The organism is Leucogemmata humicola (genome assembly GCF_055379415.1).
Genome location: NZ_AP040875.1, coordinates 4267641 through 4287601 on the forward strand (window position 1 = coordinate 4267641; position 19961 = coordinate 4287601).

A 19961-nucleotide genomic window follows, 5' to 3' on the forward strand; every position below is an offset into this window, starting at 1 on the left:
GATCTTCACGCCATGAGTCCAAGCGCGTTCATCATTCCCACCATCAAGGCGAGCCTGGTACTGACCGTGCTCGGCGTCGGGCTTCACTCGTCCCCACGCGATGCGGCGTATCTGTTCCGCCATCCAGGGTTGCTGGCGAAGACGCTCCTCTCCATGAACGTCATCATGCCGTTGTTCGCGCTCTGGTTGGCGGTCGTGTTCGGCCTGAACCCCGCGGTCAAGTTGGCGCTCATCACGCTGTCCCTGTCGCCCGTGCCCCCCTTCTTGCCGCCGAAGGTGGCGAAGTCGGGAGGTAAGGCCTCGTACAACATCGGATTGCTTACCGCGGCGTCGCTCTTCTCGATTGTCCTGATACCGATCTCGGTCTGGCTGCTCGGACAGCTGTTCAGTCTCCCGTTTCACGTCTCGTGGGAGGTCATTGCGCGATTGGTTGGCGCGACGGTCCTCGTTCCGCTCGTGATCGGGATTGCCGTCCGGCAATTCGCTCCGTCGATTGCGGCGCGCATCGACCGACCCACGGCGATCATCGGGTCGGTGCTGTTGGTCGCCAGCTTCCTGCCGATTGTCATCAAGGCGTGGCCCGACATCATGTCGCTGATCGGGAATGGAACGTTGGTCGCGATCGTCGCGATTACTCTGGCCGGCCTCGCGGTCGGCCATCTGCTTGGCGGACCGCACCACGAGGATCGAATCGTTCTCGCGCTCTCGACGGCGTCGCGTCATCCCGCCGTGGCGCTCGCGATCGCCGCCGCGACCATGCCGAACATCGCGCTCGTCGGCGCCGCCATTCTTCTCACGCTGCTCGTCTGCGCGGTCATCTCCCTGCCCTACACCATCTGGAGTCGCCGTCGCAGCCAGCGCGGCCACGCCGCCTGAGAAGTCGTCAAGCCACGCCTTGATCAGAGTATCGAGCTTCTCGGGCTGTGATTTCACCATAACGCCTGCGGCTCCGCGGCTGGTTCATTCAACGGGCCCAACTTGCGGCTTGGAACGAGATACTCACCATTGGACTAAGGCCGCACAAGAAACGACAACGTGGGAGCTGCCGGTCACACCGACACTCCCACGTCCCCGATAACGTTTCCGATCTTTTACACGGCGTTTACAACGAGCTACGGCGTCGTGGCCGTGAGGTACGGCGAGAGCTGGAACATCCGATCGACCGCCGCCGCCACCGTTGCCTGCGTGACGTTGCCATTCAGCAACGACGTTGCGACGCCGGCCCACGCGGACCGCACGGTGCGCGCGTTGGTGTTCACACTCGTGGTCGGAATCAGATCGACGATGAGTGTTCCGCGATCGAACGCGGTAATCCCTACCGTGTTGAACCACGGATAGTTGATTCCCCACGTCGTGCTGAAGCCCGGCGTGAACCACGCCCAACCGCTGTAGAAGCCCCAATAGCTGAACCACGGATATCCGACGAACGCATTGTAGTTCGTGGTCGCGGTCGCACCGACGAGCACGACGAAATCCGGACGAATGCTTCCGTTCGTGATCTGCGTATACCCGCGCGCGATGAAATCTTGTCGCACCTGGTTCAGTGCGGTGCGATCGAGCTGGCGCGTTACCTCGAGTTGCGTTCCGGACAGCGGGAAGAAGTGCACCACCGTGTCGGGCATCGAGAAGGTGTGCAGCGTCGTGAAGTCGAAACTCGAATCCCGGAATACTGCGACGGCCGACGTCGCGATGGGAAGGACGATGTCGTTGCTGTCGTCGCACGCGAGCCCGCCTAAAACGCCCAACAATCCAATGACAGGCACGAGCGTGCGTGCGTTCCGCCGCGCCGATGTAATTCCAATCATGCGGTCCCCCCATTGCTGCTTCGTGATGAATCCGACGCGGCGCATCGCCGCAGTCCCACGCTATGGGCGGGTGCAACAGTGATGCATTGGGCCTTGGCCGTGCGCCCTTTGGGGCGTGCGCCGTTGGTCCAACGCGACCGACGCGGCCACAGCGGACTTCAGTCAGTAAGGCCAAGGTCCACTGCGTGCGTTGCAACGTGACGCCTAGGCTGCGTCGCGATGCACCGCAGACTGGAGGATGGTCATGGCTGGATCCATCGCCGGCGCGCCGCTTGTGCGCCGTACGCTCCTCGCCCTCGTCGCAGTTGCACGCGTAGCACTCACCGCCAACGCGCAAGCGCCTTCTCCACAAGCACCCGATTCGGCGCGCCTCTCGGCCATCGACCGTGAAACGCCGTGGCCGCGCACCGTTCGTTCAGGCGCGACAACACTGGTGGTGTCGCAACCACAGGTCGACGCGTGGGACGGCTTTACGCTCGCCGCGCGCTTCGCAGTGCGAGCGACGAATGCGTCGCACGCGACGTACGGCGTCGTCACCGTCGACGCGCGCACGCTGACCGACAAGACGTCGCGCACGGTTGCTGTCGATCAAGCAAATGTCGTGAACGCTCATTTTTCCGGCGCCTCGAAAGAGCAGTCGGCCAAGTGGGCCGCCGCAATCGCCGCCGACTTCGCTACGCCTGCGCGCCTTGTCGCGTTCGATCGGCTCGAGACTGCTCTCATTGCCTCGGACGCGAGCATCACAGTCGCATCGCAGCCACTCGACACGACGCCGCCGCGCATCGTGTTCTCGACGGTGCCAGCCATACTCGTGTACATCGACAGCGCGCCGAGGTATCAACCGTTGCCGGGTACGTACCTCGAGCGGCTGATCAACACACGCGCGCTCATCGTGCGCGGCGAACAGGGCGCGCTGTACCTCAAGGTCTTCGACGGATGGCTGCGCGCCGCGACGCTCGCCGGTCCGTGGCGCCGAGTGGAAGAGCCAGCATCTGAGCTCGCCGTTGCGCTCACGAAGGCGCGGGAGATGGGCTCTGTCGATGAACTCAGCGGACGACCAGCGAACGGACGGACCGGCCCGTCGCTCGAGCATACCGTGCCAACGATACACATCGCCACTTCGCCGACCGAGTTGATCGTCACCGATGGCCCTGGTAACTGGACTCAGGTGCATGGCCTTCGACTGTTCTATCTGCTGAACACGACGGGACGCGTGTTGAAGAGCGGCCAGGACTTCAAGATCTACGCGCTGGTCGCCGGTCGCTGGTTCCGCACAGAGAACATCTTCGGTTCATGGTCGTACGTCGCGCCGAGTGCGCTGCCATCAGACTTCTCTAAGATCCCGGATTCGAGTCCGATCGAAAATGTCAAAGCGTCGATCCCGGGCACCAAGCAAGCGCGTGAGGCCGCGCTCGCGGCGTCGATCGCCGAAACGTCACGCCTGACTCCGATCAGTGCGCATCTTTCTCCGCCGCGCTTCGACGGTGCGCCGACGTTCAAACCGCTCGAAGGAACATCGATGGAGTTCGCGGCGAACACGGCCACGCCGATCGTGCGCGTTGGCGGCGCGGTATACGCCGTCGCCAATGGTGTGTGGTTCACGTCGACGTCGGTCGACGGACCGTGGAGGCTCGCCGCGTCGGTACCGGCCGACATCTACTCCATCCCGGTTACATCGCCGCTGTACTACGTGACCTACGCGCACGTGTTCGCCACGTCGGGCGACACCGTATTCGTCGGGCATTTTCCGGGATATCGTGGAACCTACGTCGACCCGACGTCGCAACTCGCCGTTTACGGAACGGGCCACGACTACCAATCGCCGTGGATCGATCGCGAATGGTTTGGCGCACCGGCCACGTACGGCTTTGGAAGCAATCTCACCTACACGCCCTGGACGGGTTGGATCGTCGCGCTGGGACTCGGCTGGTCGTGGGGCGACGCGGTGCTCGCGGACGGCCGCGGTTGGGGTGTATACCCGTGGTGGCAGGCCGGTAACACGCTCGCCACATGGACCGCCCCCGCGCCGGACCGCCCGCTCGGGCTGTCGTACAATTCGAGAACTGGTATCGCCAGCGCCGGCCAACGTGGCGCGCTCGAGAATGTTCGAGCCGGAAACGCCATCACGCAGGCGCGTGAGGTCGCAGTCACACCGAGCGGCTCAATCGTGCCGGCCCGGCCCGGCGCATTTTTCCAGGTGAAGCCTGGAGATCGCGTCATTTACGTCCGCGATGGCATTCGCAGCGAAACGACCGACGTCGCCGACGAACACGCGGCTCGCACGACGCGGCGAGAGACGGCGGCTGGCACCGTCGGACACATGACTGAGGACGTCTACGCGGGACGAGACGGCACCGTGTACCGACGCCGCGAACGCGGTTGGGAAGCGCACAGCGAGGACGGTTGGCAGGCCGCCCGGACGACCGACGCGATGCTGGATCGCGCGAACGCCATGCGCGACGTGGCCGATTGGCGTCTCGGGATGGCGCGCGAATCGGCTTCGCACCCGCGACCATGACCCAGGAGAATGGATGTCGTTGAACGAGTACAAACCCGGCAGCGCCTTTTCAGGAACGATCGGTCGCACGATCGGCGAGTCGGAACCAGCGTGGCCCGCGCCAGTGCGAGCAGCCGAGAATGCGCCGAATGTCCTCTTCATCGTCATCGACGATACGGGATTCGGCCAGCTCGGTTGCTATGGCGGGCCGACGAGCACGCCGAATCTCGATCGTCTGGTTCAGAATGGATTGCTCTACACCAACATGCACACGACCGCGCTCTGTTCACCGACGCGGTCGTGTATTCTCACCGGCCGCAATCACCACTCGAACGGAATGTCCTGCATTACGGAGGGCGCCGAGGGTTATCCCGGATCGAACGGCGCGATTCCGTTCGAGAATGGTTTTCTGGCGGAGATGCTGCTGCAGCACGGCTACAACACGTATAGCGTAGGCAAATGGCATCTCACGCCGTCCGAGCAGATCTCCGCTGCTGGACCGTACGACCGTTGGCCGCTCGGTCGCGGCTTCGAACGCTTCTACGGTTTCCTCGGCGGAGACACGAGTCAGTACTACCCGGACCTCGTATACGACAATCGACAGACGGATCCGCCAGCAACGCCGGCGCAGGGCTATCACCTCACCGAAGATCTAACGGACAAGGCAATTCAGTTCATCGCCGACGCCAAGCAAGTCGCACCAACGAAGCCGTTCTTTCTTTACTTCGCGACGGGCGCACATCACGCACCCCATCAGGTGCCGAAGGAATGGGCCGACAAGTATAAGGGCAAGTTCGACGACGGCTGGGATGCGTTTCGCGACAAGGTGTTCGCCAAACAGAAAGCGCTGGGGCTGTTCAACGAGAGCGCCGCACTCTCGGCGCACGACCCCGACGTCGCCGAGTGGAACACGCTACCGGCCGAGGAACGCCAGCTGTACGCGCGGATGATGGAAGTGTACGCCGGCTTTGTCGAACACACCGATCATCACATCGGCCGATTGCTCGATTTCCTCACGACGATTGGAGAACTCGAAAACACCCTGATCATGCTTATCTCCGACAACGGAGCGAGCGCGGAGGGTGGGCCGACGGGATCAGTGAATGAAAACAAGTTCTTCAACAACGTTCCCAACGATTTACAAGTCAACCTCGAAGCGATGCACGATCTGGGCGGCCCGGATCACTTCAATCACTATTCGTGGGGCTGGGCGTTTGCCGGAAACACACCTTTCCGTCGCTGGAAACGCGAGACGTATCGCGGCGGCATCAGCGATCCGTTCCTCGTGCATTGGCCCAAGGGAATCAAGTCGAAAGGTGAGATTCGTCACCAGTTCGTGCACGCGATCGACATGGTACCGACAGTGCTCGAGGCGCTGTCGCTCGAGGCGCCCACGGCCATTCACGGCGTAACGCAATCGCCGATCGAGGGCGTCAGCTTCGCGCACACGTTCGACGACGCAGCTGCGAAGTCGAAGCATCACACGCAGTACTTCGAGATGTTCGCACACAGATCGATCTACCACGACGGCTGGCGTGCAGTGTGTCCCTTCCCCGGCCCGTCGTTCGTCGAGGCAAAGGCCGGCTTCGGCGAGCTGACGCTGAGCGAGGACAAACTACGGCACCTGGATGCCACCGGTTGGGAGTTGTACAACGTCGAGGTCGATCCGGCGGAAACACGGAACCTTGCGACACAGGAACGCGCCACGCTGATCGAGATGATCGCGCTGTGGTACTCGGAGGCGGGCAAGTACAACGTATTCCCGCTCGATAGCCGAGGGACGACGCGGTTCGCCGATCCTCGTCCGCAGATCACGAGCGATCGAGCGACGTACACGTACTATCCCGGTACGCAGGCCGTTCCAGAGAACGCCGCGGTCAAGGTGCTCAATCGCGCGCACACCATCGTCGCGTCAGTCGAGATCCCGAAGGGTGGCGCCGAAGGCGTGATCGTTGGCCACGGCAGCAACATCGGCGGGTATGTGATGTTCGTGCAGGATAAGCACGTCCACTATGTGCACAACTATGTGGGCGTTCGCGAACTCCACCTCGAGTCGACTGAAGTCGTTCCCGAGGGGCCACTGAAGATCCGATTCGAGTTTACTCCTACCGGGAAGCCGGACTTTGCCAAGGGTCGCGGGGCGGCGGGTCGAGCACAGCTGTTCTTCGACGACCGTAACGTAGGCGAGGCTGAGTTCCCGGTGACGATTCCACTTGCCCTCGGCATCGGCGCCGGCCTGAGCGTGGGGCGCAACCCGGGATCATCGATCTCGGCGATGTATGAACCACCGTTCCCGTTCACAGGGACGATCGCGTCTGTGACGTTCGACCTCTCGGTGAAGCAAGAGGCCGACGGCCACGAAGAACGAAAAGCTCGCGCTCGCGCACAGATGGCTCGGCAATAATAGAAGTCTTATTTAGTCGAAGGTCCAATGTGTGTGCTGCGCGCACATCTCGATCTTCGAAGGGTCTTGTTGTCGCGCCCGCGCCCTGGTTCGCGGGCGTGGGCTCCGCGCGCACCACCCGGACGACCGTACTCGTTCCTGAGGCTTCGACGCACATGAGTATTTCACGCACTGTCCGTTTTTCATACGTTCTCGCAATCGTGGCGTCGGCGGGGTTGTCGGCGTGCCACTCCACGCACCTCGTGGCGAGCTGGCGGGAGCCGGGCGCGGAGCCACTACACTTTAGAAAGGGCATCGGCGTTTTCGTTACGAAAGACGAAGCGCTGCGACGTACGCTCGAAGACAAGATGGCCGACGAGTTTCCGAACGTCACGCCGTCGTATCGCGTGTTGAAATCGTCCGATATGGCTGACACGGCCGGAATCGACAAGCGACTTCGCGCGCAGGGTTTCGACGGCGCCATCGTCATGCGCGTCGTGACCGTCGACGAACGCATCACGTACACACCAGGCACCTACTGGTACGGTGCACCGTACTACGGCTTCAACAGCTATTGGGGCACCGCGTGGGGATACCCGTACGATCCCGGTTACGTCTATTCAAACCAGATCGTGACCATCGAAACACAGATCTACTCGTTGACCAACGACAAATTGATCTGGGCCGGTCGTAGCGAGACGACAGATCCGCGTACGGCTGGGCGCCTTGCGCATTCCGTCGTTGGACGCGTCGTTCGCGCGCTCAAGAAGGACGGTCTGCTCGCCCTGATGACGTGTTATGAAACGCATCAGTGCAGCACGCTGGCATCCGAGCACGCCAACCACTAGTAGAACAATTTGCTCGGTCGCGACGGCGCTGTGCATTGCCGTCGCGACCGCTGCGCATGCACAGCGGTCCGACACGTCGTCCTCGTCGGCGCGTCGCGATTGGAACGAATTCGACTCACGCTGGCTCTCCCTTCGATTGGGTATCGCGCTTGTCGTTGACGCGAGCGGGTTTGGCCAGGACACTGCCAGCGACACGCAGGTCGGCGACCTCGCAGATGTCGGTCGGTTTCGCTATGCGCGCGGGATCCTGAGCGGCGCAATCAAGCTTCGCCGGCCTTGGGACTATCTCGTGTCCATCGACGCGAGCGGTCTGTACGCGAATCATAGTCCGGTCCTCACAGTCACGGATCTCGCCTTCACCATTCCGATCGGCGGCCATGGTCACGTGGCGATTGGCCGGCAGAAGGAAGGCGTCACGGAGCAGATCATGGCAGCGAGCCGTGGAATCGCGTTCGCGGAGCGCGCGGCTCCGGTGACGGCGTTCGTGCCCACGCGCAACGACGGCGTTCGTCTCTGGGGATCGATTCCCAACACGCACGCCGGTTGGACTACCGGCGTCTTCAACGATGCCTTGTTCAATGGCCTCTCGCTTCGCGCAAACGGAAATCAGGCGGCCGGCCGAGTGTTCTATGCGCCGATCGTGAACGCCGACTCCACGCGCGCCTTTCAGCTCGCGCTGGACGCTCGCTGGAGTCAGAGTCAGCAGGACTCGCTCAGCTACAACACGAGGCCGGAGAACAACGAGGCGCGAAACTTTGTGGGTACGAAGCCATTCCCTGCGTCGTCCGGGCTGACGGGCGACGCCGAGCTGATGGCGACGCGCGACAATCTCTCGTTCACAGCAGAGATTCTCCCCACTCAAGTCATGGGAACGACGGCGCCAGGAACGATCACGTTCTTCGCCTACTACGCGGCGCTGAGCTGGCGCCCAGGCGGTGAGCCTCGGCCGTACAACGGGGAGAACGGAACACTCGGCCGCGTTCATATGGGCCGTCGCCGATTCGCGTGGGAACTCGCCACGCGTTTTTCGCACACCGATCTCTCATCGGGTGATGTGGACGGCGGCGTCCTCGACGTTCAGAGCCTGTCAATCGGCGTGTTCGGACCGAGCTCGACTCGCATTCTGCTCGACTACGGCTTTAGCACTCTCAAAAAGCTGAACTTGATCGGGCGCGCGTCATTGGTCACACTGCGCTTTCAGTGGGAGCTTCGTTGATTGCCCTCACCTGCCCGCTGAGGGACTAGTAGCGCTGGGAGCTCGATCGGTTGACCGATGGACGCCCCCGAGGAACGAAGCGATCCATTCCGAGGCGCGCGCCGATGACGCACACGGCGATGACCAGACGCCAGACGGTCGATGTTTGAATGAGCATGGGCCAGCTCCGGGTGAGCGACGTACGCATGGAGGTATACGCCGCACGACCGAGTGGGACCATTGGACCGAATGCTTAGTCCGCGATGGCGTCACCCCGCGTGCGTGCCGAGCCGATGGTCCAATCGCGTTCCTCGCGGGAGCCCGCCGAGATTCCGGACATGGTCGGTATCGAGCAGACGTCGGCAGCAATCGACCTCGCGGCGGAATGGGCACGCCTTCTCCTCGAGACGTTCGGCGCGTTGACGATCGTTCTCGGCGCCCTCTCGGCCGTGAACGGATTGGCCCGTGCGTTCCTCAAGCGCCAGCATGCCAGTTTCACGACTGCCCGTTTTATCCTCGCTCGGTATCTCGCGCTAGCGCTCGAGTTTCAGCTCGCCGCCGACGTACTCGAAACGGCAATCGCACCCGAGTGGACGAAAATTGGCCAGCTCGCCGCCATTGCGACAATTCGAACAGCGCTCAACTACTTCCTGAGCCGCGAGCTGCGTGACGAACGCGCGGAAGTCACGCAATCGGCGACTGGATGAGTCGCACGAGGCCCGCTCCGGCGAAGACAACAGCGAAAACGAGCAGCAGAATTCGAACGCGCGGCCGTGCGGACTGTTGCACTGCCTGCGCGAAGAACATCACGGCGGCGAAGACCACGACGTCGAGCACATAGGCTTCGCTTCGATTCGTCGCCGCAATGCTCAGCGTGGCCACGCTGTCCGACGCGGCCCGGAGCCGCGCCGCGGAGTCGTCGACGGCGAGCTGGTAGTCTTCGAGGACGAATGGCGTTGGCGGGCTCCCCGTCGTGCGCAATGGATCCGTTGAGATCCAACGGTCGAACGCGGGCTTGAACTCGTGGCGAAAACGGCGCTCGAACGCAGCGGCCACCGCTGTATCACGGTGGACGTACGCGGTCAGCCAAGCGGTGAATACCCCAACGTCCACCGCGCGGAGCTGACCCGCCGTCGCCGATGCGAGCGACGACTGCGCACGCAACGCGTTTGCTCGCGCGGACAGCGCGACCTGCTTGCCGCTCAGTTTCGTCGCCTGATACCCGGCCCAGGATGTGGCCAACGCGCTGATCGACAACAGCGTCGTTGCGATCAGCGCGGTCCGACGTTCGAAGATGTCCGTCAGCGCGTTGGGCGAACGATGCACCGAAAACCAACGTGGGACGTCGACGTATCGATCGGCTCCGGAAAGCGCGCGGCCGGGCGATAGCGTTGACAGTAATTCGGCGAACACAGGTGCGAACCGCCCTTCAACACCTTTCGTGGAATCTGAATTCCGGGAATCGCACGATCGATGCTTTCCGTCATGTCTCCACCGCGCGGATTGCGCGGGATGCAGCACGCCTTCGCTTCTTCCGACGGATGACGTGGCCGATACCAGTCGGTCGTCCACTCCCAGACGTTGCCGATCATGTCCGAAAGACCATAGCCGTTGGGCGGAAACGAACTGACTGGCGACGTGCGCTCCCAGCCATCGGCGAGAGTGTTCTCATATGGGAAGCGGCCTTGCCACGTATTGGCCATCGGCCGGCCGTTGGGCATGAACTCGTCGCCCCAGGCATACGCCGCGCCGTCGAGCCCTCCGCGTGCTGCGAATTCCCACTCAGCCTCTGTCGGCAGCTCCTTGCCCTCCCATCGCGCGAACTTCTCGGCGTCGCCGTACGTGACATGCACGACAGGATGCAACGAGAGACCGTGCAGCGAGCTCTCCGGCCCATACGGATGACGCCAGTCGGCGCCGAGCATGAAGCGCCACCAATTCGTGAAGTCGTTGAGACTCACCCGATGCGCCGGTTTCGTGAACACCAACGAGCCAGGGTGCAGAAGTTCCGGGAGTGCGCCGGGATAGTCCTCCGCGCGCGGAGGAATCTCGGCGAACGTCGTGTGCCCGGTCGCCGCCGTGAAGCGTTCGAACTGCTCGTTCGTGACCGGCGTGCGATCCATCCAGAACCCGTCGACGGATACCCGATGCACGGGCCGTTCTTCGGGATAGTGCGAGGCGGATCCCATTTGGAACGTGCCACCAGGAATCCACACCATGTTCGCGTCGGGCGGATCGCCGGGCGGCGTCCGCGGATCGTGCATGGGAAGAACGGTCGGCGCCTCGAGAGGCAGCACGTGTTGGCTCGGCATCACGACCTCCTAGAGTTGGCCATCAGCACCGCGCGGTCGCCAACGCGGCAGTCATCGTTCCGATGGAGAGGGGTTTCACCAGATGCAGATCGAAGCCCGCGTCGCGCGACAGGGCAGCGCATTCGTCGGTCGCCCATCCCGTCATGGCGATCAGCCGCGCGTCGCGCGTCTCAGTCATCGCGCGGAGGCGCGTGGCCACGGCGAATCCGTCGAGCTGAGGCAATGAGAGATCAATGAACGCCGCTTCCGGTCGAAACTCCGGTGCACACCGAAGGGCCTCCATGCCGTCGAAGGCAACGCGGACCTCGTAGCCGAGCGCACGCAGCAGGCGGGCGAGGCTCAGCGCCGAGTCGACATGGTCTTCGACCAGTAGCACGCGCATCCCTGCACCGTCGGTGAGGGCCGTCGCGTTCACCACCGTGTGACTCGTCATATTCGAGATCTCTACTCGATGCGCTCGCGAGCGCCATGTCGGGGGCCGTCGTCGTCCGCGGGACACTCCAGACTCCGGTGACGTTTGCCGTCACGGGCCGGGTTTCATATTGGCCAAAGGCCCAATGCGGTTTGAGGGCCTCCTCACTCAGACTCGTGACTCATGGAGCTCGATGAATCACTCGCGTCGGAGAAGCACTCATCCCGACGCACCGAGCTCGCTCATTCACGTACGCGTGGCGAACTGGAGCGAGCAGCACCACCAGTCGTAGCGGGCGAACTCGTGGCGGCCATCACGCACGACCTTCGCCAACCGCTCACGGCAATCGAAATGAACGTGTCCGCCGCGATCGCCCTACTCGGCAGGCCGACGCCGAGAATCGATGACGCGGTCGATGCGCTCGAGGACGCACTCGGACAGGAGCGCCGAATGCGAGACGCACTGCAGGTGCTTCAGAATCTGGCAATACGACGGGAGCCAGAACGGGAGCCCTTCGATCTCGCGGCGACGGTTCGCGAGGTTGTGAGTCTCGTCAACACCGACGCGCTCGCCCGCCACGTGCTGATCGAGATCGAGGTGCCTGACGGCGTCCCCACGATCTTGGGCGACGTGATGTTGGTGCGACAAGCACTGCTCAACGTCGTGCTCTACGCACTCGAGGCAACGTCGCTGAGTCGCACGAAGAACGGACCGGTTCGTATTAGTGTCCGCCCCGTTGGCTGGCGCGTTGGCGTCGCGGCTGACGTGGCGACGGACGCTGGCGCCGAGGCCGTGGAAGTCGCTGTCGCTCACTTCGGTGAACGGCGAGGAAGCGCGGGACTCGACCATTGGGGATTGGCACTGGCGCGGTCGGTTGCCGGCGCTCATGGCGCGACAATCGCACACGAAGGCGATGCGACCACCGGAGCAGTTGTCGTGACCCGGTGGCCAATGCAACCGCCGGATGTCGTTCCGCTCCCGAGCCTGGCTGATGCTTGATGATGCACCGCTCGTCGTAGTCATCGACGACGACGAAGCTATATGTCGTGCAGTTTCTCGAATGCTTGGCGCTGAAGGCTTCAGCGTTCGTACGTTCACGAGCGCTCGAGCTTACCTCGACGAAAGTGATGCGACGATGCCCGTCTGCGTCCTCGTCGACATTCGCATGCCCGAGGTCGACGGCGTCGCGCTGATTCGCGCCATGCGGGCCGCCGGCGGCGATATCGCCACCGTCGTGATGACCGGCACGGGACACATTCCCACGGTCGTCGAGGCGATGAAAGAGGGTGCTGTCGACTTACTCGCCAAACCGTTCACGGCCGCGGACCTGAACGCGGCCATCGATCGCGCGATGTCGACGGCCCTGCGGAGATCAGAGGGCCAGCAGGTCATCGCCGATCTCTGGCGCACGATCGAGCAGCTCACGCCGCGCGAGGCCGAAGTGTGCGCGCTCGTCGCGTGCGGTCTGCTGAACAAGCGCATCGCCGCACTGATCGGCACGAAAGAGAAAACCGTGAAGGTGCATCGCGGTCGCGTCATGCAAAAACTGCATGTGGCATCTGTCGCGGAGCTCGTACGACTCGTCGACGGACTGCGGAGCAGCGCTGCAAAAACGTTGATCAGGTTGGACGGCGTGGACGTGCTCCGTCCACGCGCCGCCGACGTCATCATCGATGTCGTTGCAAAGGAACGACAACGAGCCACTCTCGCGATCGGCGACGCGCCGATGGACCAACGGACAATTTCTCGTATGTAGTGCTCCGGCCTAGGATGCCATCAGACCCCGACACTAGGCAGTCACTCATGCAGTCCGAGACGCACGTCGCCTGGCCGTTGCCCACCACCGAACTCAAACCCGCACTCCAACTCGCTCTCGCTCTCGCTCACGCCGACATGGCCGTGCTCATGCTTCACGATGACACGGTGGGCACACTGTTTCCGGCGTTGGGCTACGGGATTAGCGAGGCGCAGTGCGAGTTGATCGGCACGCACCGACTTGGCGTCGGACCGTTCGGCATCGCGCTATCAGAACACCGCCGCGTGGCCGTACGTGACGCCTGGCGGCAGCAAGAATCACTTGGACAGGTCGCACACACCCTCGGCTTTCGTGGCATCGAGATCGTGCCCCTGTTCGGCATCGAGGGACAGGCTGTCGGCGCCCTGGGAATCATGTACCGCCACGCCCGCGGCTGCAGTCGCCGCATGGTGAAGCTGATCGAGGCGTGCGCCCAGCTCGTCGTATCCGCCGTGCTCCACGCGCGGCGCCAAGTCGAAGCAGAGCGAGCGCGCGAATCAGCCGAACAGGTGGGCCGCGCGCGCATTCAGTTTTTCGCGCGCATGAGCCACGAGTTGCGAACACCACTGCAGTCGATCGCTGGATACATCGACCTGCTCCGCGTTGGAAGTGCCGAACCGCTCACACCCGCTCAAGCGCGGCTTTTGGGCCGCGTTCGCGATAGTGAAGAAATTCTGGTGCACGTCATTGACGATCTTATCACTTTCTCTCGCCTCGAGGCTGGACACATCGTGTATCACCTCGGCCCGGTGCTCGCCCAAGAAGCGCTTCGCGTCACCGAAGCGGTGGTCTCCCCGCTCGCCGCAGACCGCGGCGTTCATCTCGAGATCGCAGACTGCCCCGCCGGCATGATCGTCGCCGCGGACAGCGATAAGCTCAAGCAGGTGCTCGTCAATCTCGCCGCGAACGCGGTGAAGTTCACCAGTCGCGGCGGCACCGTGCGACTGAGTTGCCGCAACGATGCCGACGGCGTGAGCTTCGACGTCGCCGACAATGGGCCTGGAATCGATACCGACAAGCTGCGCGAGATCTTCGAGCCGTACGTGCAGCTGGGAACCCCGCTCCTCGATCGGTTTGGCGGATCAGGACTCGGATTGGCGATCAGCCGAGAGTTTGCCACTGGCATGCATGGACAGCTCACAGTGGCGAGCACGGTCGGTCGCGGATCGATCTTCACGCTTCGCCTACCGCGCGCCACGGCCGACGCTGGGCTCGCCGATACAACATCGATACAACCGACGCGATCCACGGAGCAGGCCTTACCGGGTACCGCATGAACAACCTCGCGGTTCCCGTGCGCCGCCGAGCCCCGTGCTCCGTGCTGGTCGTCGACGACCACGATGACAGCAGGCTCACGGAGCGCTTAGTGCTCGAGTATTTCGGGTTCGTCGTGACCGAAGCGAAAAATGGCCTCGATGCGCTCGCGATCGCGCAGGCGAATCAACCTCGCATCGTGTTGCTGGACATCGTACTTCCGGAGATCGACGGGCGTCAGCTTGCGAGAATGCTCCGTGCCGATCCTGCCACGCGCCACGCCGCCTTACTGGCGGTGTCCGCGCTGTCCGGTCCCGAGGAACGCGAGCGCGCGCTCAGTGCGGGATGTGACGAATTCATCAGCAAACCCGTTCCGCCATTACACCTCGTGCGCATGGTGCGGTTGTATGCGCGTCGCGACGAGCGTTTGCACCACCGCTCGTACGACTTTGATCCACTAGAGCTAAGAGTGAAACAGTGATTTTATAGACACCCGCGAACCTCTCTCCATGCCGATCATCGAATCCTCCTACCGCCAGACGTCTCGGCTGACTCCAGGGACGCCCGCAACGCCGAGTACGCACGCCGACTTTGGGCGAGCTGGCGCCTCGTCGATTGCGTTTCCGCCGCTCGTGCTCGTGGTCGACGACCACGAAGACAGCCGCGCGATTGCGCGCCTCGTGCTCGAGAGCGTCGGGTTCAGAGTTGCCGAAGCTCGAACGGGGTTTGAGGGATTTCGCATGGGCGTGGAACTTCGCCCGGCCGTGATTCTTCTCGACATGATCCTGCCCGGACTGGACGGGTGGGAAATCGCGCGCCTCCTCCGCGCGAACGCGGAAGCCAAGGGCGCGGCGATCATTGCAGTGACCGCGCTGGCCTCGGCCGACGATCAGGATCGCGCGCTGCTCGCGGGTTGTAACGAAGTACTCACGAAGCCCGTGCCGCCGGCGATGATGCTCAGCACCGTGCGGCGATACGTGACGGTTCCTGTCTCCTCCGGTCGGGCGTCGTAAAGATCCGTTAACGCTCGACCGGCGCCGGCCGCGCCTCTTCACGATCGCCGTCGGCCGGCATCTCGCCCAGCAAGTCGAACATCCGCACCAGCTCCGCCAGCGAGTCGGCGTGCATCTTGGTCATGACGCGTGCGCGATGAACCTTGACGGTCTTTTCGGTCGTTCCAAGAGCCGCGGCGATCTGCTTGTTGAGCCGTCCCGTGACCACCCAGCGAAAGACCTCATGCTCACGTCGCGTCAACGTCTCGACGCGCGAGGTGAGCTCGCGGAGCACGACACGCGTCTCGCGGTCGCGGCGCGCGACGTCCGACGCCCGCTCCAGCGAGGCGAGGAGCGTTGGCTCATCGCAAGGCTTTTCGAGGAAATCGATCGCGCCACCTCGGATGGCGCGCACGGACGTCGCAACGTCTCCGTGGCCGGAGAGAAATACTGTTGGAATCCGAATGCCCTTGTCGACCAATGCGGCTTGCAGAGCGAGTCCATCGGTATCCGGCATCCGAAGATCGACGAGTAACACCTCGGGCTGCCAGCGATCGAGGCTCGACAGGAACGAGTCGGCTGAGGGGAATGTGGTGACGTCATATCCACATAACGTCAACATTCGTGAGAGAGAACGCAGCACTGCGAGGTCGTCGTCGACCAACGCAACCTGCCACGGTCCACCGGGGTTTCGGTTCATAGTGGCCATATCCGAGGGCCTAAGCACTAGTGGGCGGACAAAATGACACGGAACGATGCCCCACCGTCGGTGGGAGTCTCTGCAAGGACACGGCCCCCATGCGCGTGAACGATTGCGCGCACGATCGCCAGTCCTAGTCCCGTCCCTTTACGCTTCGTTGTCACGAAGGGTTCGAATACGCGGTTTCCCATACCCGGCGGAATCCCATTACCGGTATCGCGCACTCTGAGTTCCACGTCGCCGTCGCCAATCTGGCGCGTTGTGACAATGACGTTACGACGCTCACGCGGGAGATCGTCGAGCGCATCCACAGCATTCAGCAGGAGATTGAGCAGCACCTGCTGAAGTTGGACGCGATCGCCGACGACCGCACGAACGCTGGGATCCAGGTCCAATCGAAGCGACACCTGTCGGATGACAAGATCGCTCGCCATCAGACGCGCAACGCCCGAGACGATCTCGTTCACCGAGAGCGTTTCGAGAATCGCATCGTCGTGCCGCACCATGGCGCGCGCGCGCCGAACGACGTCGGCCGCACGAGCCGCGGCCTCGAGCACATCGCCAATGATGGGCTTGAGCATTTCCAGATCGCCGTGATCGCGCAAGATCCGGCGGGCCGTCGAGGCCGACGCCATGATCGCCGCGAGCGGCTGGTTCAACTCGTGCGCGATCGACGTCGCCAGCTCGCCGAGCGTCGCCAACCGCTGCATGTGCGTGAGGTCGTCGCGTCGGCGCTGCGCCGCCCACTCCGCCGTCATGCGGTCAGTGATGTCGTCGTGCATGATGATCGCGCCACGCGCCGGGCGGTGTAACGGCAGCGCACGCATGCGCATCCACCGCTCCGCTTCGAAGCCGGCGACCGGACACGTATAGTCGAATACGAATTGGCGAATCGTGCCCGCCAACACGCCGGCAATGCCATCGGCGGCACGAGCGGCGGCCTGCTCACCGCGCGTCGCTGACTCGCGCGCGATGCCCAGATAGTTCTCACCAACGAACGCGTTTGGCGGGCCGTCCGCGGCCCGCGTGATGACCTCCCATGCTGGGTTCACTTCGACGATCACGCCGGACCGATCGAGCACGGCGGCGCTGGAAGGAATCGACTCCCACACGTCCCGGTGCAGACGCTCCGCGGTGCGGCGCGCAGCGCGTTCGCGCACGCGATCGGTCACGTCGGCAACGGTGCCAAAGATGCGTGGGGCGCCATCCGCGATGCCTTGCACCTTCGTCACAGTGGCCTCGAGCCACCGAATGGTTCCGTTCACGTGCCGAACGCGATATTCGAGTCGCGACAGCGGACGCGCCCTGCCATGCGGTAACGCCGCCGTCGCGCCAGTCTGTTTTGCGTGAGCCAACACGCGTTCTCGATCGCGCGGGTGCACCCGATCGAGCCATTCGTTCAACGTCACCGGCCCCTCGGATCCCAGGCCAGCCAGTGCCGCCATTGGGGCGGGCACGATCGGCTCGGAGCTGCTCGCGTCGTACTCCCAGATCTTTACGCCGGCCACCGCTAGCGCGAACTGATACTGCTCATCGACGACACTCACGGATTCGCGCGCCGTGCGCGAGCCCGTGATGTCCAGGTGAAGGCCCGAGACGTTACCGATACGAGCGGTCCGACGTGCGACACTCGTGCGAACCCAACGCACCGTGCCGCTGGCATCGAAGAATCGGTACTCGCAGATGTCGGGAGCGGACGACCGGCGCTCGAATGTCTCCTCGAGAAATCCACCAACGAGGTCGCGGTCCATCGCGTCGACGTGGGAGAGCCAGAAGCCTTTGGTCCGCCAGGCGCGGCGCGGATATCCAAAGACCGATTCGACGTTCCGGCCAATCGACGTGACCGTCCACGTGCGGGCGCGAGCCGTCCACGCCACCACCCCCAGTCCGTCCATCGAGTCTTGCCAGCGGAGTTTGGGTGTTTGCACGCTAGAGTCTTCCTCGCGCTTTCCAAAATTCTAACGCTTCATCTATTGAATGCGCGTGAGCAGCGTCACAACGATCTTGGACGTTGGTCCAACATTGTTCACGGCGCGAGTGGCATCGTTGATGCTTCGGCGCCGCGAACTCGCAACATCCCGCGTTGATCACCCGTGACCGCTTCTCGCACATCTTGAGCCCTGCTCCTCTCGAGACGCCAGCCCTGTGCTGGTTTGTAAACGAGCATTTACAATCCCCGAACCTGTTAGTCAACCTCGATCGTCGCTGTCACCGGCGGCGATGCCGTGACGACGCAGCACGTCGAGCACGTCCTCGCCCGCTTCGAGGCCGACCGTCTCCACCGGCTTTGCTCCCGCGGAGAGCAGTGCGTCTACGGTCGCCGCGTAGTTTCCCGTCTCGCGGTACCAGCCGTTTTGGGATCCATGCAACGCCCAGCCAAGCGGCGGTGATTGGTACTCCGCGTCTCTGAGATCGAGCGACGGCGCGTAGCGCAGAAGCTCTCGCACCATGTCGATGTTGCCATGCCAAGCCGCGAAGTGCAGCGCCGAGCCACCGCGCGGGCGACGTGCATTCACCGGCCATCCCGCAGCGAGCATCAATCGCACGGTGTCGGTCCTGTTCCGCTCCGCCGCGTCGACGATCGCCTGCTGCTCACGCTCCGTCAGCGACGCTGCGAGATTCGGCCGCTCGGCGAGCAGGCGATCGATCGAAGCGCTATCACCGAACTCGCAGGCAAGCGCGAGCTTGAGAGAATCGGGTGTGCGACTCAGCAGCAGCTCGAGCACGTCATCGTGACCGAAGTCACGAGCGACCACGTGCGCTGTTTTGTTTCCGCCGAGCGTCCAGGTGTAGATGGTGCCGCCGGCCTTCGGGCTGCGCATGGGAAAATACTCGTGAGACACTCTGACGCGGACAGCAGTCGGATCGGCGTCGATCATTCTTACTACGCGCTCGATATCCCCAAGCGCTGAGACGGATAAAATGTCAGTGGTGCAGCCGCGCTCGATTAGATAACGCGCAACGTCCTGTCGATCGCGGATCGCATACTGCGCTGGCGTGGATTCGTGATCGACGTCGAGCGCATTGATATCGGCGCCGTGCTCGACGAGAAAGCGCGCAACCTCGACCGTTGCGGCAACGTGCAATGGCGTTTGGCCATCACCACCGCGCTCGTGTACTGATTCGGCGCTTGCCGCGACAAATCTTTGGAGATCGTCGATTCGGCCGAGCCGAGCCGCGGAGTACGCGGTAAGCCGTGCGCCGCGCTCGATGAGGTAGGGCGCGAACTCCGGCGGACAGAGGTCGAGCACGCCGAAGCCGCCCGCCCACCACTGACTCTTCGCGTTGATGTCGGCGCCGAACTGAAGCAACACGTCCACCAACTCACGGTTGCCCGCACCCGCGGCGACGTTGATCAACGTCGATCCGAACGAGAGCCCCGGAAGTGAATCGTTGACGACTTGCTGAAGTTCCGCGTGCTGTTCGAGCAGCCGACGCGTGGTCGCCACGTCCTGCGCCTTCACCGCGGCAACGAGCGCCTCGACCGGAGTCGCGTTCAGCGCGTCGACGTGTCGCTTGAGGTGCGACCAGCTCGCGTATCCGTATTCGCGCGCGAGCATACGCTGCGCGTCGGCCAAACGCGCCGCGCTGCCATCGCGGACGAGTGCCTTTGCCTGTTTTTTGAGATGCGCGAGATCGGGACGCGCGGGAAGCGTTCGTGACATCGTTCCTCTATCCACCACGCCCGATGTCCGCGTTGCCGGGCAGAAGAGAGGTCGATGTAGTCGCTACGACCAACACACAGGTGGGATAATCCCTATCCGCGGA

At 63.2% G+C, this 19961-nt stretch carries 19 protein-coding genes; 11 read left to right on the forward strand and 8 right to left on the reverse strand.

Going from position 1 to position 19961, the window contains the following annotated elements:
- Nucleotides 1–12 precede the first annotated feature (12 nt).
- Nucleotides 13–876 (forward strand): bile acid:sodium symporter family protein, encoded by an 864-nt coding sequence (locus tag AC6H4Z_RS18135; protein WP_497543372.1) that lies wholly within the window; start codon nt 13–15, stop codon nt 874–876.
- 236 nt (nt 877–1112) lie between these two features.
- Here AC6H4Z_RS18135 and AC6H4Z_RS18140 read toward each other — a convergent pair whose 3' ends face one another.
- Nucleotides 1113–1850, reverse strand: a complete 738-nt coding sequence (locus AC6H4Z_RS18140) for a DUF4136 domain-containing protein (protein ID WP_497543373.1) — start codon at nt 1848–1850, stop codon at nt 1113–1115.
- Nucleotides 1851–2049: 199 nt separating this feature from the next.
- Between AC6H4Z_RS18140 and AC6H4Z_RS18145 the strand changes: the two genes are divergently transcribed.
- From AC6H4Z_RS18145 to AC6H4Z_RS18160, 4 genes are all read left to right on the forward strand, one after another.
- Nucleotides 2050–4323 carry an autotransporter gene (locus AC6H4Z_RS18145; RefSeq protein WP_497543374.1) on the forward strand — a complete coding sequence of 758 codons (2274 nt, stop codon included), beginning with the start codon at nt 2050–2052 and terminating at the stop codon, nt 4321–4323.
- Nucleotides 4324–4336: 13 nt separating this feature from the next.
- On the forward strand, nt 4337–6706 hold the full coding sequence (locus AC6H4Z_RS18150; RefSeq protein ID WP_497543375.1) for an arylsulfatase: 2370 nt from the start codon (nt 4337–4339) through the stop codon (nt 6704–6706).
- Nucleotides 6707–6861: 155 nt separating this feature from the next.
- The gene (locus tag AC6H4Z_RS18155) at nt 6862–7533 is read left to right on the forward strand and encodes a DUF4136 domain-containing protein (RefSeq protein ID WP_497543376.1); all 672 of its coding nucleotides are present in this window, start codon (nt 6862–6864) and stop codon (nt 7531–7533) included.
- On the forward strand, nt 7484–8749 hold the full coding sequence (locus AC6H4Z_RS18160; protein ID WP_497543377.1) for a porin: 1266 nt from the start codon (nt 7484–7486) through the stop codon (nt 8747–8749). Before AC6H4Z_RS18155 ends, AC6H4Z_RS18160 begins: the two co-directional genes overlap by 50 nt.
- A 25-nt stretch (nt 8750–8774) precedes the next feature.
- Here the strand turns inward: AC6H4Z_RS18160 and AC6H4Z_RS18165 are convergent, their stop codons facing one another.
- Nucleotides 8775–8906 carry a hypothetical protein gene (locus AC6H4Z_RS18165; RefSeq protein ID WP_497543378.1) on the reverse strand — a complete coding sequence of 44 codons (132 nt, stop codon included), beginning with the start codon at nt 8904–8906 and terminating at the stop codon, nt 8775–8777.
- A gap of 85 nt (nt 8907–8991) precedes the next feature.
- Here AC6H4Z_RS18165 and AC6H4Z_RS18170 point away from each other — a divergent pair, with 85 nt between their 5' ends.
- Nucleotides 8992–9435, forward strand: a complete 444-nt coding sequence (locus AC6H4Z_RS18170; protein WP_497543379.1) for a DUF1622 domain-containing protein — start codon at nt 8992–8994, stop codon at nt 9433–9435.
- On the opposite strand, the gene AC6H4Z_RS18175 is transcribed toward AC6H4Z_RS18170, so the two are convergent.
- From AC6H4Z_RS18175 to AC6H4Z_RS18185, 3 genes are all read right to left on the reverse strand, one after another.
- The gene (locus tag AC6H4Z_RS18175) at nt 9413–10054 is read right to left on the reverse strand and encodes a hypothetical protein (RefSeq protein ID WP_497543380.1); all 642 of its coding nucleotides are present in this window, start codon (nt 10052–10054) and stop codon (nt 9413–9415) included. The two genes, AC6H4Z_RS18170 and AC6H4Z_RS18175, sit on opposite strands and share 23 nt — an antisense overlap.
- The gene (locus AC6H4Z_RS18180; protein ID WP_497547063.1) at nt 10030–10947 is read right to left on the reverse strand and encodes a formylglycine-generating enzyme family protein; all 918 of its coding nucleotides are present in this window, start codon (nt 10945–10947) and stop codon (nt 10030–10032) included. The genes AC6H4Z_RS18175 and AC6H4Z_RS18180 overlap by 25 nt, the downstream gene beginning before the upstream one ends.
- Nucleotides 10948–11062: 115 nt before the next feature.
- Nucleotides 11063–11473: a response regulator gene (locus AC6H4Z_RS18185; RefSeq protein WP_497543381.1), complete on the reverse strand. Its 411-nt coding sequence runs from the start codon at nt 11471–11473 to the stop codon at nt 11063–11065.
- 162 nt (nt 11474–11635) lie between these two features.
- Here AC6H4Z_RS18185 and AC6H4Z_RS18190 point away from each other — a divergent pair, with 162 nt between their 5' ends.
- Genes AC6H4Z_RS18190 through AC6H4Z_RS18210 form a run of 5 tightly spaced genes read left to right on the forward strand, consistent with a single transcriptional unit; the run spans nt 11636 to nt 15514 of the window.
- Complete coding sequence (locus AC6H4Z_RS18190) at nt 11636–12451, forward strand: histidine kinase dimerization/phospho-acceptor domain-containing protein (RefSeq protein ID WP_497543382.1); 816 nt, start codon at nt 11636–11638, stop codon at nt 12449–12451.
- Nucleotides 12444–13208, forward strand: a complete 765-nt coding sequence (locus tag AC6H4Z_RS18195; RefSeq protein WP_497543383.1) for a response regulator transcription factor — start codon at nt 12444–12446, stop codon at nt 13206–13208. Before AC6H4Z_RS18190 ends, AC6H4Z_RS18195 begins: the two co-directional genes overlap by 8 nt.
- Nucleotides 13209–13255: 47 nt before the next feature.
- Nucleotides 13256–14524 (forward strand): sensor histidine kinase, encoded by a 1269-nt coding sequence (locus AC6H4Z_RS18200; protein ID WP_497543384.1) that lies wholly within the window; start codon nt 13256–13258, stop codon nt 14522–14524.
- Complete coding sequence (locus AC6H4Z_RS18205; RefSeq protein ID WP_497543385.1) at nt 14521–14982, forward strand: response regulator; 462 nt, start codon at nt 14521–14523, stop codon at nt 14980–14982. The genes AC6H4Z_RS18200 and AC6H4Z_RS18205 overlap by 4 nt, the downstream gene beginning before the upstream one ends.
- Before the next feature lie 28 nt (nt 14983–15010).
- Entirely contained in the window at nt 15011–15514 is a 504-nt protein-coding gene (locus AC6H4Z_RS18210; RefSeq protein WP_497543386.1) for a response regulator, read from the forward strand.
- A gap of 7 nt (nt 15515–15521) precedes the next feature.
- Here the strand turns inward: AC6H4Z_RS18210 and AC6H4Z_RS18215 are convergent, their stop codons facing one another.
- The 3 genes from AC6H4Z_RS18215 to AC6H4Z_RS18225 all read right to left on the reverse strand — a co-directional run bounded on the left by AC6H4Z_RS18215 (nt 15522) and on the right by AC6H4Z_RS18225 (nt 19858).
- Nucleotides 15522–16193, reverse strand: a complete 672-nt coding sequence (locus AC6H4Z_RS18215) for a response regulator transcription factor (protein ID WP_497543387.1) — start codon at nt 16191–16193, stop codon at nt 15522–15524.
- A 26-nt stretch (nt 16194–16219) separates the two neighbouring features.
- Nucleotides 16220–18121, reverse strand: coding sequence for a PAS domain-containing sensor histidine kinase (locus AC6H4Z_RS18220; RefSeq protein ID WP_497543388.1), 1902 nt, complete (start codon nt 18119–18121; stop codon nt 16220–16222).
- A 261-nt stretch (nt 18122–18382) separates the two neighbouring features.
- Nucleotides 18383–19858 carry an ankyrin repeat domain-containing protein gene (locus AC6H4Z_RS18225; protein WP_497543389.1) on the reverse strand — a complete coding sequence of 492 codons (1476 nt, stop codon included), beginning with the start codon at nt 19856–19858 and terminating at the stop codon, nt 18383–18385.
- Nucleotides 19859–19961 lie beyond the last annotated feature (103 nt).

Excerpts from the sequence above, each read along its gene's own strand:
- AC6H4Z_RS18155 (WP_497543376.1), top strand. The coding sequence starts at position 6,862 with ATGAGTATTTCACGCACTGTCCGTTTTTCATACGTTCTCGCAATCGTG.
- AC6H4Z_RS18170 (WP_497543379.1), top strand. The coding sequence starts at position 8,992 with ATGGCGTCACCCCGCGTGCGTGCCGAGCCGATGGTCCAATCGCGTTCC.
- AC6H4Z_RS18200 (WP_497543384.1), top strand. The coding sequence starts at position 13,256 with ATGCAGTCCGAGACGCACGTCGCCTGGCCGTTGCCCACCACCGAACTC.
- AC6H4Z_RS18210 (WP_497543386.1), top strand. The coding sequence starts at position 15,011 with ATGCCGATCATCGAATCCTCCTACCGCCAGACGTCTCGGCTGACTCCA.
- AC6H4Z_RS18190 (WP_497543382.1), top strand. The coding sequence starts at position 11,636 with ATGGAGCTCGATGAATCACTCGCGTCGGAGAAGCACTCATCCCGACGC.
- AC6H4Z_RS18160 (WP_497543377.1), top strand. The coding sequence starts at position 7,484 with ATGAAACGCATCAGTGCAGCACGCTGGCATCCGAGCACGCCAACCACT.
- AC6H4Z_RS18205 (WP_497543385.1), top strand. The coding sequence starts at position 14,521 with ATGAACAACCTCGCGGTTCCCGTGCGCCGCCGAGCCCCGTGCTCCGTG.
- AC6H4Z_RS18145 (WP_497543374.1), top strand. The coding sequence starts at position 2,050 with ATGGCTGGATCCATCGCCGGCGCGCCGCTTGTGCGCCGTACGCTCCTC.
- AC6H4Z_RS18225 (WP_497543389.1), bottom strand. The coding sequence starts at position 19,858 with ATGTCACGAACGCTTCCCGCGCGTCCCGATCTCGCGCATCTCAAAAAA.
- AC6H4Z_RS18140 (WP_497543373.1), bottom strand. The coding sequence starts at position 1,850 with ATGCGCCGCGTCGGATTCATCACGAAGCAGCAATGGGGGGACCGCATG.
- AC6H4Z_RS18185 (WP_497543381.1), bottom strand. The coding sequence starts at position 11,473 with ATGACGAGTCACACGGTGGTGAACGCGACGGCCCTCACCGACGGTGCA.
- AC6H4Z_RS18180 (WP_497547063.1), bottom strand. The coding sequence starts at position 10,947 with ATGGTGTGGATTCCTGGTGGCACGTTCCAAATGGGATCCGCCTCGCAC.
- AC6H4Z_RS18135 (WP_497543372.1), top strand. The coding sequence starts at position 13 with ATGAGTCCAAGCGCGTTCATCATTCCCACCATCAAGGCGAGCCTGGTA.
- AC6H4Z_RS18215 (WP_497543387.1), bottom strand. The coding sequence starts at position 16,193 with ATGAACCGAAACCCCGGTGGACCGTGGCAGGTTGCGTTGGTCGACGAC.
- AC6H4Z_RS18165 (WP_497543378.1), bottom strand. The coding sequence starts at position 8,906 with ATGCTCATTCAAACATCGACCGTCTGGCGTCTGGTCATCGCCGTGTGC.
- AC6H4Z_RS18195 (WP_497543383.1), top strand. The coding sequence starts at position 12,444 with ATGCTTGATGATGCACCGCTCGTCGTAGTCATCGACGACGACGAAGCT.
- AC6H4Z_RS18150 (WP_497543375.1), top strand. The coding sequence starts at position 4,337 with ATGTCGTTGAACGAGTACAAACCCGGCAGCGCCTTTTCAGGAACGATC.